Genomic DNA, 15,700 nt, shown 5'->3' with positions numbered 1-15,700 from the left:
TACGGATTTTAGCTGGTCGTTATGTCCAATTTACTGGAGACCGAAAATGTCAGAATACTATCTAGCAGAGAACAACGAACAAACTGGACCTTTTACAATTGAACAACTGAAAAAGGGGGAAATAGCTCCTGAAACTTTAGTTTGGAAGGAGGGTTTGGCGGACTGGACGGAGGCTCGAAACGTAAAGGAACTTCAAGACTTGTTCAAAACAACCCCACCACCTCTCCCTCCTAGTAACACCGAGAAGAATACTCCTACCACAAAACCAAAAACTAAAGGAGTTGCTGAAAAACTAACAGAACAAAAAAGAAAAACAGTTGCAGCAAAAGAGGTTAAACTCAGTGGCAAAATTTTAATTTACAGTTTGCTCATTGGAATAGCTTCTTATCCCATTTTCGCATTTAAAGGGTTCAAAGCAATTAGCTTAAAAAATCAATACGAAGAGCTAAGATTTTCATCCTCTCGTCAACTGGAAGATGTTAAACGCTCAATAGTAGACTTAATACCTGAAGACGAAAAATGGGACAGCCAAGGTTATTTTTGGTCTGTTGATATTCCGGCTGGTTCTATTTCTGGTTCTGGAACAAGAGAGTGGAATTATGATAGGATTTTATATTGGTATGGCCGTAAAATAACAGGAGCGATAGGCTATTCAATTGGTGTCATGATTGCAGCGTTTTTGATTTTATTTATAGGACGCTATTTGTTTTTAGGAGGGAAGAAGGGGGTTAATTGGGTGTCTGAAAATTCTAAGGAAAAAGCTTGAAATTATGACTAAACTGGCAATTGGAACGGATGTAACATATCACTCTGGACGGGACAGTTTCAAATATGAAATTGTAAGAAACTCTGCAACTGATAACAAGGTTGATGGACTCTATTTCGGAAAAGATTCGAACGGTAATATCCTAAGCACAACAACAGGAACCTTTGACTATGTTTTAGCAGAGTATAACGAAAATGGAGACTTTGTAAGAAACATAACTTGCAAACAAGGCGATATAGAAAAAAGGACATAACAGTCGCTCATCCGCCATGTGTCTTGGTGCTATTTGAAAGTGCATGGGGACTCGCCGCTACTCTGCCCATTCTGGAAGTTCATCTCCCACCCCGCCCTCCTTCTTTCTGGACTTAGACTTGCGGAACGCAGTGCTTCGTAGTTACTGTTGTGAGGATTGGGCAGTTTCGCTAGTTTAGTGCTCTTTACAACTGGTGGGCATACTCTCGCTAGTTGGGCGTTGGATGTAATGCTGACAAATCAAACTCTTATAATCATTTGAGTTCAACTGAACACAGGGAAGCCAAAAACTGAATAGAGTAGGCAAACTTTAAATTATATAATATGAAAAAAATAATGACACCTCTTTATTTCTTCGCTGTTATGCTATTAATTCTTAATAGTCCTGTCTTCGCACAAACGCCAAACGACTCTACACAAATAAAGGAAACAGTCCTGAATTATCTTGAAGGAATGGAAACCAACAACCCTCAAAGAATTGAAAAAGCTATGCATCCCGATTTGGCAAAAAGGACCATCGAGAAAAATAAAGAAGGCATAGAATATCCGGAAAATATGACCGCAGCAAGTTTAATTGGATACTCCAAAGGTTTTGATTTTACTCTGTTCTATAAAGCAGATGTTGACCCTAAAGAACCTTTAAAATCAGAAGTCATTATTTACGAAATCTCAAATGGTATTGCATCTGTAAAAGCGGTAACAAACAAGTTTGAATTTGTCGATTATATCCACCTGGGAAAATTAAATGGAGAGTGGAAGATTATTAACATCCTCTGGGCTATGACAGGTAATACGAATAAATGGATGAATAAACAGTAAACACTACAGCCAACAATTGCTATAAGTAATTGCTTGTTCTCGTCTACTTCTGAAAATCCTCGCGGATTTTCAGTTTGGTGCGTACTTGCAAAATTAAGTGCTAAACCACGCAACTACTCATAGCCGAGACCGTTCCCCACTTCCTTTGAATTGTACTCGGAAAGTCTAAGTCTACCCAAATATCTCCTTCAACTTCGCCTCCAGGCTGGCTCCTCTAAGATTTTTCGCAATAATTTTTCCTTCCGGATCAATGAGGAAGGTAGCAGGGATGGCATTAACCTGGTAGTCTTGTGCGGCCTGACTTCTCCAGAATTTCAGATCAGAAACGTGTAACCACGGCAGTCCGTCCTGAGCAATGGCCTCCAACCATTTCTCTCTGGTCTTGTCAAGTGAAACACCAAGTATCTCGAAGTTCCGATCTGAGTACTCATTGTATACTCTCACCACATTTGGATTCTCTCTCCTACAAGGCCCACACCAGGCGGCCCAAAAATCAATAAGCACATATTTACCGCGCAATGAACTCAACTTGATGATTTCACCATCCGGATTCTCCAGTGCGATCTCAGGAGCCATTTTGCCAATAGCTAAGGTTTTCTTTGAAGTCACTTGTGAGATCAGATTTTCTACATGAAAATTTTCAGGCATTTCTACCTGCATTTCAGTGGCGATAGAATCGATAAACTCAAAGTTCTGTGTGGCGTCAATCATCTGAATTCCATAAAATGATGCTAAAGAAGGGCTGGCCTCCCGGATTAATTCTTTCAACTCACCTTCTGTACGCTTAGCCAAATCCATCATTTGCACCTGAGCTGTTTGAAATGCTTGCGCATCATTATTGGCTCTTGCTTGGCGTTGATCCTGTTGTAAATTCTGAACCTCCTGCCGATAAGTCAGCATCATTGCATCTATTTGATTTTTGTACTCCGTATCGTATGAACCCGACACTTCATAGAAACCTTGCGGATCGTTTCCATGTGCGTTGACTACTACATGCTCCTCTTCACCTGTCAATATGAGGGTGATGATCTGACGACCGTTTAAATTCAGTCTGAAGAATGCTGGTTCAGAAATGCTTAAATATTCTTCAAAATCACCGTTAGTCGATACATCCAATGTATCAAATGGCTCAATACCATTCTCACCAATGTACTCTACATAAGCAAAACCTCCGGCCGGAAGTTGCTCCAGATTACCTGACAGCTTCACTCCCTCTTTTTCTTGCTGGCTACATCCGGCCAACACCATCAATAAGCTAAATATCGTTACGTATCTCATCATTCCTATCATTCTTTTTGGGTCAACGCGTCTCGCAAAAGTTCGTTCGTTTTTTGCGGATCCGCGGCTCCCTTTGTCTTTTTCATTACCTCCCCCATAAACATTCCTATCAGGTTTTTCTTTCCGTTTTGATAGGCCTTCACTTTCTCGGGAAACGCCTCTAATACCTCCAAAATTATATCGGAAATGTTGTCCTCACCCGATATATCTGTCTTAAGTTCATTTATTGCATCCACTACAGTCTTATCAGGATTATTTATGAGGTATGGAAATACCTGCTTACCGGCCATCGATGAATTAATCCCATTGTTAGCAATGGCCTCAACCAACTCAGCAAGTTGGTTTGAAGAAATCGGCATGGTAATCTCACCACCTTCCAGCTCATTCAAGAGCGACTTGATTGGACCCATTATCCAGTTGGCTACTTGCTTGTAATGTGGGGTTTGACCACAAGCCTGCTCGAAAAATACAGCGATCTCCTTTTCTGCTGTCAGCACCTCTGCATCATACTCGGATAGTCCGTATTCATTTACAAACCTTTCTCTCAATTCCCGGGGAGTTGGCGGCATCTGTGTTTTGATATCATTTAGCCAATCTTCTGAAACTTCAAATGGACTCAGATCGGGTTCAGGGAAGTATCGGTAATCGTTGAGTTCTTCCTTCGTACGCATACTGAAGGTTGATCCTGAGCCGGCATCAAAAAGTCGTGTTTCCGAGGCAATTGGTTCCCCATTCTCAATCAAATCTACCTGCCGTTTAAATTCGTGCTTGATTGCACGTCCTACATTTCGGATGGAGTTCATGTTCTTTACCTCCACTTTCTTCCCTAGCTCAGTTTCAGATTTCTTTCGAACTGAAATATTCGCATCGCACCTCAGGGATCCCTGCTCCATATTTCCATCACAAATCTCCAGGTATCGAACCATCCTTCTAATTTCTGTCATGAAGGCCATGGCCTCTTCGGCTGAATGAATCACCGGTTCAGTGACTAACTCAATCAAAGGCACACCTGCCCGGTTCAAATCAATCAAAGATTCATCCGAATGCTCATCGTGAATGGATTTGCCTGCATCTTCTTCCAGGTGGATCCGATTCAGTTTCACATTTACCTCTTCACCATCTTTCAGGTTTACAGGAACTTCTCCACCAATACAAATAGGTGTTCGATCCTGAGTGGTTTGAAAGCCCTTTGGCGAGTCCGGGTAGAAATAATTTTTACGATCGAAAATGCAATAACGGGAAATTTCGCATCCGCATGCCAGTCCCATCCTGATTGCATATTCCACCGCTTTTTTATTAAGCTTTGGCATGATCCCGGGATGTGCCAGGGTGATGACACTCACATTTGTATTGGGTGGCTGACCATAAGCTGTTGACTCGGCTGTAAAAAGCTTACTTTCAGTTGAAAGTTGGATATGGATTTCCAGGCCAACAACCAATTGATATTCATTGTAAGCTTCCGTACTCATTAAGAAGCTTCAATCAAGTCAGTTCCAATCTTGAGTGCTTCATCCAGTCCGGAAAGGTCTTTCCCTCCTGCCGTGGCATAGAATGGCTGTCCACCTCCACCACCTTTAATAGCACTCGCCATCTTCCGAATGATTTCATTGGCGTTCATTCCGTTCTTCACCAGGTCATCCGCCAGCATCACAGTCAACATCGGCTTATCATCGATATTGGCACCAATCAACAGCACCAGGTTATCTACCTCTCTCTTGAGATCAAATGCCACCTGCTTCATGCTATCAGCTGATGGAAAATCGCCTTTGTAGGTAATGAGCTTTTTGCCGTTTACTTCTTTAGCATCATTCTTCAACTGGTTTTTGATTTGTCCGGCTTGCTGATTGTTCAGTTGATCCAACTTCTTCTGGTTTGCCAAATTCTCCTTCACAAGATTTTCAACAGACTTTTTCAAGTCTTTCGGGTTCTTCAGCATTTCCTCTAATTCCGTAATCAGATTTAGCTTTTGCTTATAGAATTTTTCAGCTTCCACCGAAGTGACCGCTTCAATTCTTCTTACTCCTGCTGCACTGGATCCTTCGCTTACAATTTTGAACAAACCAATATTCCCTGTTCGTGGCACATGCGTACCTCCACACAACTCGACAGAGTATCGCGGGTCAAATGTGATTACACGGACAAAATCACCATACTTCTCTCCGAAGAGGGCCATTGCTCCCATTTCCTGTGCCTTAGCAACTGGGACATTCTGCTTTTCATCCAGCGCAATATTCTCACGTATCTTTTGGTTGACGATTTGCTCCACTTCCTCGATCTCTTCTGCAGTCATTTTAGAAAAATGAGAAAAATCGAATCGTAAGATTTTATCATTTACCAATGAACCCTTTTGCTGCACATGATCGCCAAGTACTTCTCTAAGAGCAGCGTGAAGCAAGTGAGTAGCGGAGTGGTTATTCTCCGTCAATCTTCTTTTGCTCTCATTCACCACTGCCTTTACTTCTCCTTCCAATGAAGCAGGGAGCTTTTTTGTAAAATGGACAATTAAGTCATTTTCTTTTTTGGTATCGACTACCTCAATTTTTTCATCTTTGAATTCAAGAAATCCGGTATCCCCTACCTGACCACCACTTTCTGCATAAAATGGAGTAGCCTCCAACACGATTTGATACTGTGTTTTGTCCTTTTGCTTGACCTCTCGGTAGCGTAGAACTTTTGTAGTTGATTGCGTATCGGTATAGCCTAAGAATATAACATCATCACCCTCATTTACTACCGTCCAGTCTCCAGTCGTTTGCTTTCCGGCATTCTTGGATCGGTTCTTCTGGACTTCCATTTCCTTTTGGAATCCAGCTTCGTCCACTTCCATATTATTCTCTCTGGCAATGAGAGCAGTCAAATCCAAAGGGAAACCGTAGGTATCATACAATTCAAAAGCAGTAGAACCTTCTATAGTTTTTGAACTACCTGAAGTGATGGTGTCTAGTTTCTTTAATCCATTATCAAGTGTTCTTAGAAAAGAAAGCTCTTCCTCTTTAATCACTTTTGCAATAAAGTCCTTTTGACCAGTAAGCTCAGGGAATACGCCATCAAACTGATCAACAAGGATGTTAAGCATCTCATAAAGGAACGGCTCTTTGAATCCTAGAAAAGTATATCCATACCTCACCGCACGTCTCAATATCCTTCGAATAACATATCCTGCCTTGTTATTACTAGGCAGCTGTCCGTCTGCTATAGTGAATGCTATTGCCCTGATGTGATCAGAGATGACACGAATAGCAATATCGGTCTTTTCGTCTTTTCCGTATTGAACATTAGCTTTTTTTGCGACATATTGGATCAATGGCTGGAATACATCCGTGTCATAGTTGGATTGTTTTCCCTGAATAGCCATGGCCAGCCGCTCAAATCCCATCCCTGTATCTACATGCTTTTCAGGAAGGTTCTCCAAAGAACCATTCGATAATCGGTTGTATTGAATAAATACCAGGTTCCAGACTTCAACCACTTGAGGGTGATCCTGATTGACCAGATCCTTTCCTGGCACTTTATCTACCTCACTTTGAGGCCTGAGATCAATATGTAGTTCGGAGCATGGCCCGCATGGCCCGGTATCGCCCATCTCCCAGAAATTATCTTTTTTGCTTCCATTAAGTACCCGATCCTCTGGGAGATACTTTTGCCAAAATTCCTTCGCCTCACTGTCTTGATCCAGATTTTCTGATTTATCCCCTTCAAAAATGGTGGCATAAAACCTGTCTTTTGGGAGATTAAATTTTTCTGTTAGTAGTTCCCATGCCCATTCTATCGCTTCTTCTTTGAAATAATCTCCGAAAGACCAGTTTCCGAGCATTTCAAACATGGTGTGGTGATAAGTATCTATGCCCACCTCTTCGAGATCATTGTGCTTACCAGACACTCGCAAGCACTTTTGCGTATCGGCCACTCTTTTATTTTCAGCAACCTTATTCCCTAAAAAGAAGTCTTTAAACTGATTCATACCCGCATTGGTAAACATGAGGGTAGGATCATTTTGCACTACTATTGGCGCAGAAGGCACGATTTTGTGCTCTTTGCCTTCGAAAAAGTCAAGGAAAGTTTTCCTGATTGATTTAGAATCCATTTAGGAATAAAAAATTAGAATGTTACTGTAAAATCTTGTAATTATGAAAAAATCTCAATTATCCGTAAATTGCAGCGGTAATTTGTGAACCACCTACTAAAATACATTTACAAAATTACGACAATTACCCTATCAACCCATGGCAAAAATTAAGTACTACTATGACACTGAATCCTGCCGGTATGAGCGCATAAAGGTCTCTTCATGGGACATTGTGATCAACCTAATGGGTTTTCTTGTAGTTTCCTCAATTATCGGATTTGGAATATTTTTTGTGACCGATCATTATTTTGAGTCTCCGGCCAAAGCATCTCTTAGAAAAGAGAACGAAGAGCTAAAGCTGTATTACGAACTACTGGAAAAAGACCTGAACGAAGCAAACCGAATGTTATCTGTGCTCGAAGAAAGAGATGATGACATCTACAGAGTGGTTTTTGGAGTGGAGCCAATCCCGGATGAAATTAGGTCTGCAGGTGTGGGAGGAGCCAATAGATATCGTGACCTGCTGGAACAAGGATTGAAGCGAGAAGAGCTGATCCTAACCAATATGCAGCGCATCGATAAGCTGAAGAAACAAATGTATATCCAGACAAAGTCATATGATGATATCGTGAATATGGCAAAAAACAAGGAGGATATGCTAGCCAGCTTACCGGCAATCCAGCCTGTCTCCAATAAAGAGCTCAAAAGACTTGCGTCCGGATATGGCTATCGAATAGATCCTATCCTAAAAACAAGAAGGATGCATGAAGGTGTTGACTTCTCTATCCCTAAAGGAACTCCGGTTTATTCCACAGGCGATGGAGTTGTGAAGCTTACCAGAAAGAGTTTTAGCGGGTATGGGAATCAAATTGAGATTAATCATGGATATGGTTATGTAACTAAATATGCTCATTTGAGTGAGTTTTTGGTGAAACCAGGACAAAAAGTGAAAAGAGGCCAAATCATTGCGTACTCAGGAAATAGTGGTAAGTCTACCGCACCTCACCTTCACTATGAAGTGATTGAAAAAGGTGGCAAGAGGAATCCGGTTTATTATTTTAACCAAGGTTTATCAGATGATGAATTTGCCAAGATTCTGGAGTTGGCATCCAGGGAAAATCAAGCAATGGGATCTTACTAATAAAACATTGAAAGAATTTGAAAAGCGGTTACTCTTTGTGGTTAACCGCTTTTTTATTTGCAGCCAATGAGCATCCGACACCTCTTTCTAATCCTGATATCTGCCTGGGCGTGTAAGACTGTGAAAACTCCTCAGAGATACACTGATGTAATACCCATCGACACTGTAGCAAAAGATGTGGCTATAGATACCATCTATTTGATTACACAAAAAGGCGATACGCTTCCGGGCCTTGAGGAAGAAGTTGAGCTGTCAATCTCAAGGTTATTACCGGATACAGTCACCATTGCTGCAGTTGGTGACATCATGGTCGGAACAAACTTTCCGGATAAATCATATTTGCCCGGGGGTAAAGGAAGACACTTATGGGATCATGTCAAACCAATTTTACAAAATGCAGACATCACTTTTGGGAATCTTGAAGGCACTATCCTGAATGATGGTGGAGAGCAGAAAGAGTGCAATAACCCTAAGCTTTGCTACCTGTTCAGATCTCCGGAATATTTAGCTGAAAACTTTCGTGAGAACGGATTTGATTTATTGAGTGTAGCAAACAACCATGCCAATGACTTTGGAGAAACCGGGAGGAAAAACACACAGCGGGTTTTAGATTCGCTGGACATTGCTCATGCCGGATCCATTGATCAGCCATTCACGATTACAAAAATCGGACATCTCAAAATTGGTTTTTGTGCCTTTGCACCTAACAGAGGAACAGTGAGTATCCACCAGTATGAAAACATCAAATCAACTATCCAACATCTTGATACACTCACGGATATTGTCATCGCTTCATTTCATGCCGGAGCGGAAGGATCAAAGCATCAGCATGTTACTCGTGAACGAGAATTCTACTATGGAGAAGATCGGGGCAATGTATATGAGCTTGCACATCTGATGATTGATAATGGAGCTGACATTATTTTGGGACATGGACCGCATATTGTTCGGGCTGTTGAAGTTTACAAAGAACGCATCATCGCCTACAGTCTTGGAAATTTTTTAACCTATGGTAGGTTTAATTTAAGAGGGCTGGCTGGCGAGGCACCTATACTGGAAGTACGAACTGATGCAACCGGGAGGTTTATTTCAGGTCAAATACATGCCTTCCGTCAAAGTTATTCGGATGGACCAAGAAATGATTTGAATCTTTCTTCGATAAAAACAATTCAAAGATTATCTTTGGAAGACTTCCCTGAAAATCCGGTGACCATTGATGATCAGGGAAGAATTATCTATCTTCAAAAATAAAAGCCTACTCACCAACCGTGCCTTACAAGGAAAAGGAAATTGAAAAGAAGTATTACACCATCGGTGAGGTCGCCGATGAATTAGGTGTTGCTACTTCCCTGATCCGATTCTGGGAGGGCGAATTTGATAACATCAAACCCAAAAAGAATCGTAAAGGCAACCGCCAGTTTACAAAAGATGACCTTCAGAGTGTAAAACTTATATACCATTTGGTAAAAGAAAAAGGCTACACGCTACAGGGTGCCCGGGACTTTATTTCCAATGGAGGCGATGCTGCTTCTGATAAAATGGAGATGATTGAATCGCTGAAGAAGATCAGAAAATTCTTAACAGAACTTAAAAGCGAACTTCCATAATATATGTCCGAGGAGTTGGTTTTCCAGATTGCGCTGGAGCTGATTCCAGGAGTGGGTAATAGAGGCACCAAGCAACTCATGAGCTATTGTGGCTCAGCTACTGAAGTTTTTAAATCTACCAAAAGCAAGCTTCTTAAAATTCCAGGCGTTGGTGGAAAAATGGCCGACGCAATTAAGCAGGCAAGTCCATTTAAAGAAGCGGAAGCAATTGTTCAATCAGCCGAGAAGATAGGAGCAGAAGTTTTACACTACACCAATTCCAAATTCCCCAAACGACTAAAACAAGCACCCGATGCTCCGAATATCATTTATAAGAAAGGCGCAGGTGAACTAAATCCCAGGCGCAGTATTGCTGTGGTAGGAACCCGGAAAGCCACGGAGTATGGAAAAGGAATAACAGATAAAATCATTACAGACCTGTCTGCCTTAGATGTGACCATCATTAGTGGGTTGGCATATGGGATAGATATTCAGGCGCACAAGGCGAGCCTGAAAAATAACCTTCCAACCATCGCCATTCTGGCCGGCGGGTTGGATCGAATCTATCCCTCCGTACATAAAAAATATGCTGAGGAGATGCAGGAAACAGGAGCCATCATCACAGAAAGTATTCCCGGAACCAAACCCGATCCACATCTTTTCCCGGCGAGAAATCGCATCATCGCCGGGATGACTGATGCTACCATCGTGGTTGAAGCTGCTGCCAAAGGTGGTGCCTTGATTACTGCCAACATTGCAGATTCATACAACCGTTTAGTTTTCGCCGTTCCCGGAGATATTGGTCATACGCATTCGGAAGGAACCAATAAGCTCATCGCTACACAGCGAGCACTGATCTATACCGGCGTAGAAGATTTGATTTATCACCTGAACTGGGATGTTAATCAGGTAGATGAGGCACCTAAGATCATGCCTGAACTCTCAGAATCAGAGCAAACCATTTTTGAATTGCTAACAGAAAGCAGAGCCCCTTTAGAAATTGATCTGATTGCTATGAAAACACAAATACCCATCAATCAGGTAGCCTCACACCTGCTTAGTTTGGAATTCAAGAACCTGGTGAAAAGCATGCCGGGAAAGAAGTTTGGCTGTCTTTCCTAATTCGTTCATTTAGTGTACGTAAATGCACATTTTTATCATTTAATACATCAATAACTTTCTGATTATCAATTATTTATTTGAAATGGCATGATTCTTATTTTAAATAGAACGAAAACTTAATTCTTAAATCATGTTACGCAATTTCTTCGTCACTTCGTATAGATCACTCGCTAGAAATAAAGCTCACTTTTTTCTTGGTGTAACTGGCTTAACACTCGGAATTTCCTGTGTGATTGCCCTTTACTCGATCATCAACTTCCATAGTAATTACGATAAACATCAGGAAAATTATGATACGGTTTATAGAATAATTGGATCTTATAAAATTGGTGATGAAGAAGGGAAAACACCGACTGTACCCCATCCGCTGAGCAATGGCATCAAAGATGAAATTCCGGGCATTGAAGCAATGAGTAATACATTTTTACTCTCAGCTCAAATCAATATTGAAGAATCCGGAAAACCTCTAACTAAAATCAATCAGAACAACATTGCGTTTGTTCAGCCAGCTATTTTTGAGATCCTTACTTTCAAATGGGCTGCCGGTGGAAGAACTAATTTCAATCCCAATTCCGCATTCCTTTCTGCCACGACTGCACAAAAATTCTTTGGAAACAATGCACCGCTACAGTCCTTTATTGGTAAAACGATTGTTTTGGCAAACAAACATAATTTAACTGTTGAGGGCATTTACGAAGATTTGCCTAAAAAAACGGATTTCCCATTTGAAATAATGACCGCCTATGAAAATCAGGAAGGAGTAAATCCGTATTTCAATGAAGGAAAAGCATGGGGTACATTGAATGGCGGCACTCAATGTGTTATGAAAATGGCAGCACAATCAGATGCAGCACAAATTCAAAAGGAAGTAAATACAGCCTTCAAAAAATATTATAAAGAAGAAGGGTATACACTGGAATTACAACCTCTGGCCAATGTACACTCAGAATCTGTATATAATTATAGTGGGGTGATGTTTGAGTCAAAATACAAGCTCATTTCATATACAATTGCAATATTTCTTGCGCTTATAGGAAGTATCAACTTCATAAATTTAACTACTGCCAGAGCTATTAAGCGTGCTCGTGAAGTTGGTATTCGTAAGGTGATGGGCGGTCTCAGATCAGAATTAATCCTTCAATTCATTCTGGAAACATTTGTTATTGTATCAATTGCGCTTTGTTTAGGATTTGTGCTCGGTGAGCAAATACTAATTTTATTCAATCAAATGCTTGGCATGGATGTGCGTTTGATTGATGTTACCATATTTGACTGGGTTGTTTTTTCATTCATTGTGCTTTTTGGAATGACACTCCTGTCCGGTCTTTATCCGGCGTTGGTTCTATCTAAATTTTCTGCTTTAAATGCAATTAAAATTAAAATCTCAAATATTGATAAACAAAGTAGAATACCTGTCAGAAAAATCTTGGTTGGACTTCAGTTCGGATTTTCCATCTCATTGATTATTGGGGCCATGGTCATCTTTTCCCAGACCGAATACATGCGTTCGTATGACATGGGATTTAGAACAGAAGGCATCATCAATTTACGTTTTCCATCTCCTGATCCTGAAAGACAAACCCGTCTAAAAAATCAGTTGGAATCTAATCCTACATTTGATAAGGTCTCCCTTCATATAGGAAGTCCTTTGGCAATGGGGAACAATACAAATAAGTATTTTAATCCTTTGGTAGGAAAAGAAGAAACTTTTACAGTGAACTCAAAAAGCATAGATGAGAACTATCTTGAATTGTTTGAGATTGGGCTAATTAGCGGAAGAAATATAAATTCAAACGATCCGAGAACGAATGTATTGATCACAGAAAATTCATTATCGAAATTCAACCTTGGCTCGCCTCATGAAGCTCTTGGTAAAATCATTGAATCAGATTGGGGCCAGAAATGTACAATTGTGGGAGTTGTAGAAGATTTTAATAGTAGGTCTCTGCAGTCGGAAATGATGCCCGTCCTACTCTTCTTCAATCCACAAGGATTTTATGAAATAGCTATGCGACTCTCCAATAGCAATCAATCAGAGTTACCAGAGATTATCAAGTCTATCGAAGCAACATGGAATAATGTGTACCCGGAACTACTCATTGAATATGGATTGTTGGAAGATCAGATTGCAAGCCACTATGAGTTTGAATCCACTATGGCAAAATTTATCAGCTTCTTTGTCTGCATTGCTCTGATTATCAGCATTTTAGGACTTTATGGATTAACTGATTACATGGCTAACTCCAAACGAAAGGAAATCGGAATCAGGAAAGTTATAGGGGCGAATATTTCTCAAATTTTGATCCTGTTTGGAAAAGAAGTCGTGCTTCTATTGCTCTTAGCATTTGTAATATCATCCGCAGCATCTTATTGGCTGATGAACAGCTGGTTAGAAGGTTTTGAGTATCGAATCAATATCGGCTGGGAAATAATGATGGGCGCTTTATTTGTTACTGCTTTGATTTCTTTCCTTACCATGAGCTCCAGATCATTCGCAGCAGCAAAAATTAATCCTGTAGAAGTACTGAAGGATGAATAATTAACCAAATACTGAAGGGGTCATTGCCATGGCCTCTTCAAATTTCTTCATGTCCACTCCTGTTTCGATTCCATTTAATTGGAAATAATGGAGCATCTTCTCTGTCGCCATATTTCCGGTTAGGTCATCTTTCGCCATCGGGCATCCGCCAAATCCTTTGAGTGCTCCATCCATTCTTCGGCATCCTGATTCATATGCAGCTTTTACTTTTTCTTCAATGGTGTTGGGTGTGGAATGTAAATGCGCTCCAAACTCGATATGGGGGAATTTTGGAATTAAAGTTTCAAACAAGGTGGAGATATTATCTGGCTGAGAAACGCCAATGGTATCCGAGAGTGAAATAACCTGTACTTCCATGCTATCCAGTCGATCCACAAATTCTCCTACATAATCCATTGCGTACGGATCACCATAAGGATTACCAAACCCCATGGACAAGTAAACCACCAACACCTTTTCGTGATCCTCGGCCAGCTCCTGCATTTCAGCCAGATCATTGAAAGCATCATTAATGGATCGGTTGGTATTGCGTTGCTGGAAGGTTTCCGAAAGTGAAAGCGGATATCCCAAATATCGGATTTCATCAAATTGGCAAGCATCCTTTGCCCCACGAATATTTGCTACAATGGCAAGCAGCTTTGATTGAGTGTCCGACAGGTTAAGACCATCCAACACCTCAGCAGTATCTCTCATTTGAGGGATCGCCTTCGGCGAAACAAAACTTCCAAAATCGATGGTATCAAACCCTACTTTGAGGAGTTGGTTGATGTAATTGATTTTGATTTCTGTAGGAATAAAATCATGCAATCCCTGCATCGCATCCCTCGGGCACTCGATTATCTTCATGGGCGCCAAAATTAATTAAATATCATCCTCAGACTTTAAATCGGGATCATATTCTAGCTTATCTCCTTTAACCCAGAATCCTTTTAATCTACCTTTATCTTTACTGAAGACAACCCTCCTTTTTTTAATTCTTCTATTTTCAAAATAGGATACAATCCAATGATATATAGCTATAACAAGAGCTACTAATAAAAAAAAGCATAATGCAATTAGGTATAATTTTGTCCTTGAGTCCATGATTTAAATATAAGAATCATCTAATCTAAAAAAACTCCCTCGCTATTCGGTGAATAGCATCTGATTTTCCCATGCTGTAGAAGTGAATCACTGGTGCCCCGTTTTCAATCAGCTCACGACATTGCTGTATGCCCCATTCTATCCCCAGCTCTTTTACCTTAGCATCGTCTTTACACTTGGTAATTTCCTGCTCCAACTCGTCAGGTAAATCAATCTTGAAAATATTTGGCAAGATGGTTAAATGTCTTTTTACTGAAACTGGCTTGATACCCGGAATGATTGGAACATTAATACCCATCTCTCGGCAGTCATCCACAAATTTGAAATAGGCTTTATTATCGAAGAACATCTGGGTGACGATATACTCTGCCCCCAAGTCCACCTTCTTTTTCAGCCATTTTAAGTCAAAGTTCATGTTGGGTGCTTCAAAGTGCTTCTCTGGATAACCAGCCACTCCTATGCAAAAATTACTTGGAATTGCATTTTGAAGCTCATCATCTATATACACACCTCTGTTCATCGCAGCAACCTGCTCTACCAATTCAGAAGCATAGGCATTCCCGTCAGGCTCAGGTTTAAACTCTCGTTCAGATTTAATATTATCACCTCTTAGTGCCAGTACGTTATCAATACCTAAGAAATTGAGGTCAATCAATGCATTCTCTGTTTCCTCTTTGGAAAACCCACCACATATGATGTGTGGTACCGCATCGATTTTATAGTGGTTTTGGATAGCGGCACATATCCCAACGGTACCCGGACGTTTCTTAATGCTCTTTTTTTCCAACAACCCATTTTCTCTCTCCTTGTACACATATTCTTCGCGGTGATATGTCACGTCAATAAATGGGGGTTTGAATTCCATCAGCGGATCTATCTGATCAAATAAGTTCCGTATACTATCCCCCTTTTTAGGAGGTATGATTTCCAAAGAGAATAGTGTACTGTTCGATTCTTTTATGTGATCTACAACTTTCATATTAGTTTTCTTTTACATCCCCCTGCCATCGCAGAGCCTTCCCTCCCCCCTTCAAAGCCTGCCTGCCGG

At 40.8% G+C, this 15,700-nt stretch carries 13 protein-coding genes; 8 read left to right on the top strand and 5 right to left on the bottom strand.

The genetic code is table 11. The features are described 5' to 3' along the window. Positions 1-46: 46 nt before the first annotated feature. The 3 genes from RIC88_RS12440 (at position 47) to RIC88_RS12430 (ending at position 1,837) form a co-directional block, all read left to right on the top strand. The gene (locus RIC88_RS12440) at positions 47-766 is read left to right on the top strand and encodes a DUF4339 domain-containing protein (RefSeq protein WP_350217859.1); all 720 of its coding nucleotides are present in this window, start codon (positions 47-49) and stop codon (positions 764-766) included. Between the two features lie 4 nt (positions 767-770). Then, positions 771-1,019, top strand: a complete 249-nt coding sequence (locus tag RIC88_RS12435; protein WP_350217858.1) for a hypothetical protein — start codon at positions 771-773, stop codon at positions 1,017-1,019. A 323-nt stretch (positions 1,020-1,342) separates the two neighbouring features. Beyond that, the gene (locus RIC88_RS12430) at positions 1,343-1,837 is read left to right on the top strand and encodes a nuclear transport factor 2 family protein (protein WP_350217857.1); all 495 of its coding nucleotides are present in this window, start codon (positions 1,343-1,345) and stop codon (positions 1,835-1,837) included. A gap of 171 nt (positions 1,838-2,008) precedes the next feature. Here RIC88_RS12430 and RIC88_RS12425 read toward each other — a convergent pair whose 3' ends face one another. Genes RIC88_RS12425 through alaS form a run of 3 tightly spaced genes read right to left on the bottom strand, consistent with a single transcriptional unit; the run spans position 2,009 to position 7,199 of the window. Next, positions 2,009-3,118 (bottom strand): peroxiredoxin family protein, encoded by a 1,110-nt coding sequence (locus tag RIC88_RS12425; RefSeq protein ID WP_350217856.1) that lies wholly within the window; start codon positions 3,116-3,118, stop codon positions 2,009-2,011. A gap of 5 nt (positions 3,119-3,123) precedes the next feature. Beyond that, on the bottom strand, positions 3,124-4,584 hold the full coding sequence (gene gatB, locus RIC88_RS12420) for an Asp-tRNA(Asn)/Glu-tRNA(Gln) amidotransferase subunit GatB (RefSeq protein WP_350217855.1): 1,461 nt from the start codon (positions 4,582-4,584) through the stop codon (positions 3,124-3,126). Next, the gene (gene alaS, locus RIC88_RS12415; RefSeq protein ID WP_350217854.1) at positions 4,584-7,199 is read right to left on the bottom strand and encodes an alanine--tRNA ligase; all 2,616 of its coding nucleotides are present in this window, start codon (positions 7,197-7,199) and stop codon (positions 4,584-4,586) included. Before alaS ends, gatB begins: the two co-directional genes overlap by 1 nt. 139 nt (positions 7,200-7,338) lie before the next feature. Between alaS and RIC88_RS12410 the strand changes: the two genes are divergently transcribed. From RIC88_RS12410 to RIC88_RS12390, 5 genes are all read left to right on the top strand, one after another. Then, positions 7,339-8,322 (top strand): M23 family metallopeptidase, encoded by a 984-nt coding sequence (locus tag RIC88_RS12410; protein WP_350217853.1) that lies wholly within the window; start codon positions 7,339-7,341, stop codon positions 8,320-8,322. Between the two features lie 66 nt (positions 8,323-8,388). Further along, positions 8,389-9,573 (top strand): CapA family protein, encoded by a 1,185-nt coding sequence (locus RIC88_RS12405; protein ID WP_350217852.1) that lies wholly within the window; start codon positions 8,389-8,391, stop codon positions 9,571-9,573. A gap of 17 nt (positions 9,574-9,590) precedes the next feature. Beyond that, the gene (locus tag RIC88_RS12400) at positions 9,591-9,929 is read left to right on the top strand and encodes a MerR family transcriptional regulator (protein WP_350217851.1); all 339 of its coding nucleotides are present in this window, start codon (positions 9,591-9,593) and stop codon (positions 9,927-9,929) included. 3 nt (positions 9,930-9,932) lie between these two features. Then, a complete protein-coding gene (gene dprA / locus RIC88_RS12395; protein ID WP_350217850.1) occupies positions 9,933-11,030 on the top strand; it encodes a DNA-processing protein DprA in 1,098 nt (365 codons plus the stop codon). Between the two features lie 130 nt (positions 11,031-11,160). After that, positions 11,161-13,569, top strand: a complete 2,409-nt coding sequence (locus RIC88_RS12390; protein ID WP_350217849.1) for an ABC transporter permease — start codon at positions 11,161-11,163, stop codon at positions 13,567-13,569. Here RIC88_RS12390 and RIC88_RS12385 read toward each other — a convergent pair whose 3' ends face one another. Together RIC88_RS12385 and metF are read right to left on the bottom strand one after the other, a co-directional pair. Further along, positions 13,570-14,415: a hydroxymethylglutaryl-CoA lyase gene (locus RIC88_RS12385; RefSeq protein ID WP_350217848.1), complete on the bottom strand. Its 846-nt coding sequence runs from the start codon at positions 14,413-14,415 to the stop codon at positions 13,570-13,572. A 262-nt stretch (positions 14,416-14,677) separates the two neighbouring features. Then, positions 14,678-15,631: a methylenetetrahydrofolate reductase [NAD(P)H] gene (gene metF / locus RIC88_RS12380; protein WP_350217847.1), complete on the bottom strand. Its 954-nt coding sequence runs from the start codon at positions 15,629-15,631 to the stop codon at positions 14,678-14,680. Positions 15,632-15,700: the final 69 nt, after the last annotated feature.

This window comes from Ekhidna sp. (assembly GCF_040220215.1).
GTDB lineage: Bacteria > Bacteroidota > Bacteroidia > Cytophagales > Cyclobacteriaceae > Ekhidna.
This window is presented reverse-complemented; position numbering and strand designations above follow the sequence as displayed.

Bases quoted from the DNA above. Each gene is read 5' to 3' on its own strand.
- RIC88_RS12440 (WP_350217859.1), top strand. From the start codon at position 47: ATGTCAGAATACTATCTAGCAGAGAACAACGAACAAACTGGACCTTTT.
- RIC88_RS12435 (WP_350217858.1), top strand. From the start codon at position 771: ATGACTAAACTGGCAATTGGAACGGATGTAACATATCACTCTGGACGG.
- RIC88_RS12430 (WP_350217857.1), top strand. From the start codon at position 1,343: ATGAAAAAAATAATGACACCTCTTTATTTCTTCGCTGTTATGCTATTA.
- RIC88_RS12425 (WP_350217856.1), bottom strand. From the start codon at position 3,118: ATGATGAGATACGTAACGATATTTAGCTTATTGATGGTGTTGGCCGGA.
- gatB (WP_350217855.1), bottom strand. From the start codon at position 4,584: ATGAGTACGGAAGCTTACAATGAATATCAATTGGTTGTTGGCCTGGAA.
- alaS (WP_350217854.1), bottom strand. From the start codon at position 7,199: ATGGATTCTAAATCAATCAGGAAAACTTTCCTTGACTTTTTCGAAGGC.
- RIC88_RS12410 (WP_350217853.1), top strand. From the start codon at position 7,339: ATGGCAAAAATTAAGTACTACTATGACACTGAATCCTGCCGGTATGAG.
- RIC88_RS12405 (WP_350217852.1), top strand. From the start codon at position 8,389: ATGAGCATCCGACACCTCTTTCTAATCCTGATATCTGCCTGGGCGTGT.
- dprA (WP_350217850.1), top strand. From the start codon at position 9,933: ATGTCCGAGGAGTTGGTTTTCCAGATTGCGCTGGAGCTGATTCCAGGA.
- RIC88_RS12390 (WP_350217849.1), top strand. From the start codon at position 11,161: ATGTTACGCAATTTCTTCGTCACTTCGTATAGATCACTCGCTAGAAAT.
- RIC88_RS12385 (WP_350217848.1), bottom strand. From the start codon at position 14,415: ATGAAGATAATCGAGTGCCCGAGGGATGCGATGCAGGGATTGCATGAT.
- metF (WP_350217847.1), bottom strand. From the start codon at position 15,631: ATGAAAGTTGTAGATCACATAAAAGAATCGAACAGTACACTATTCTCT.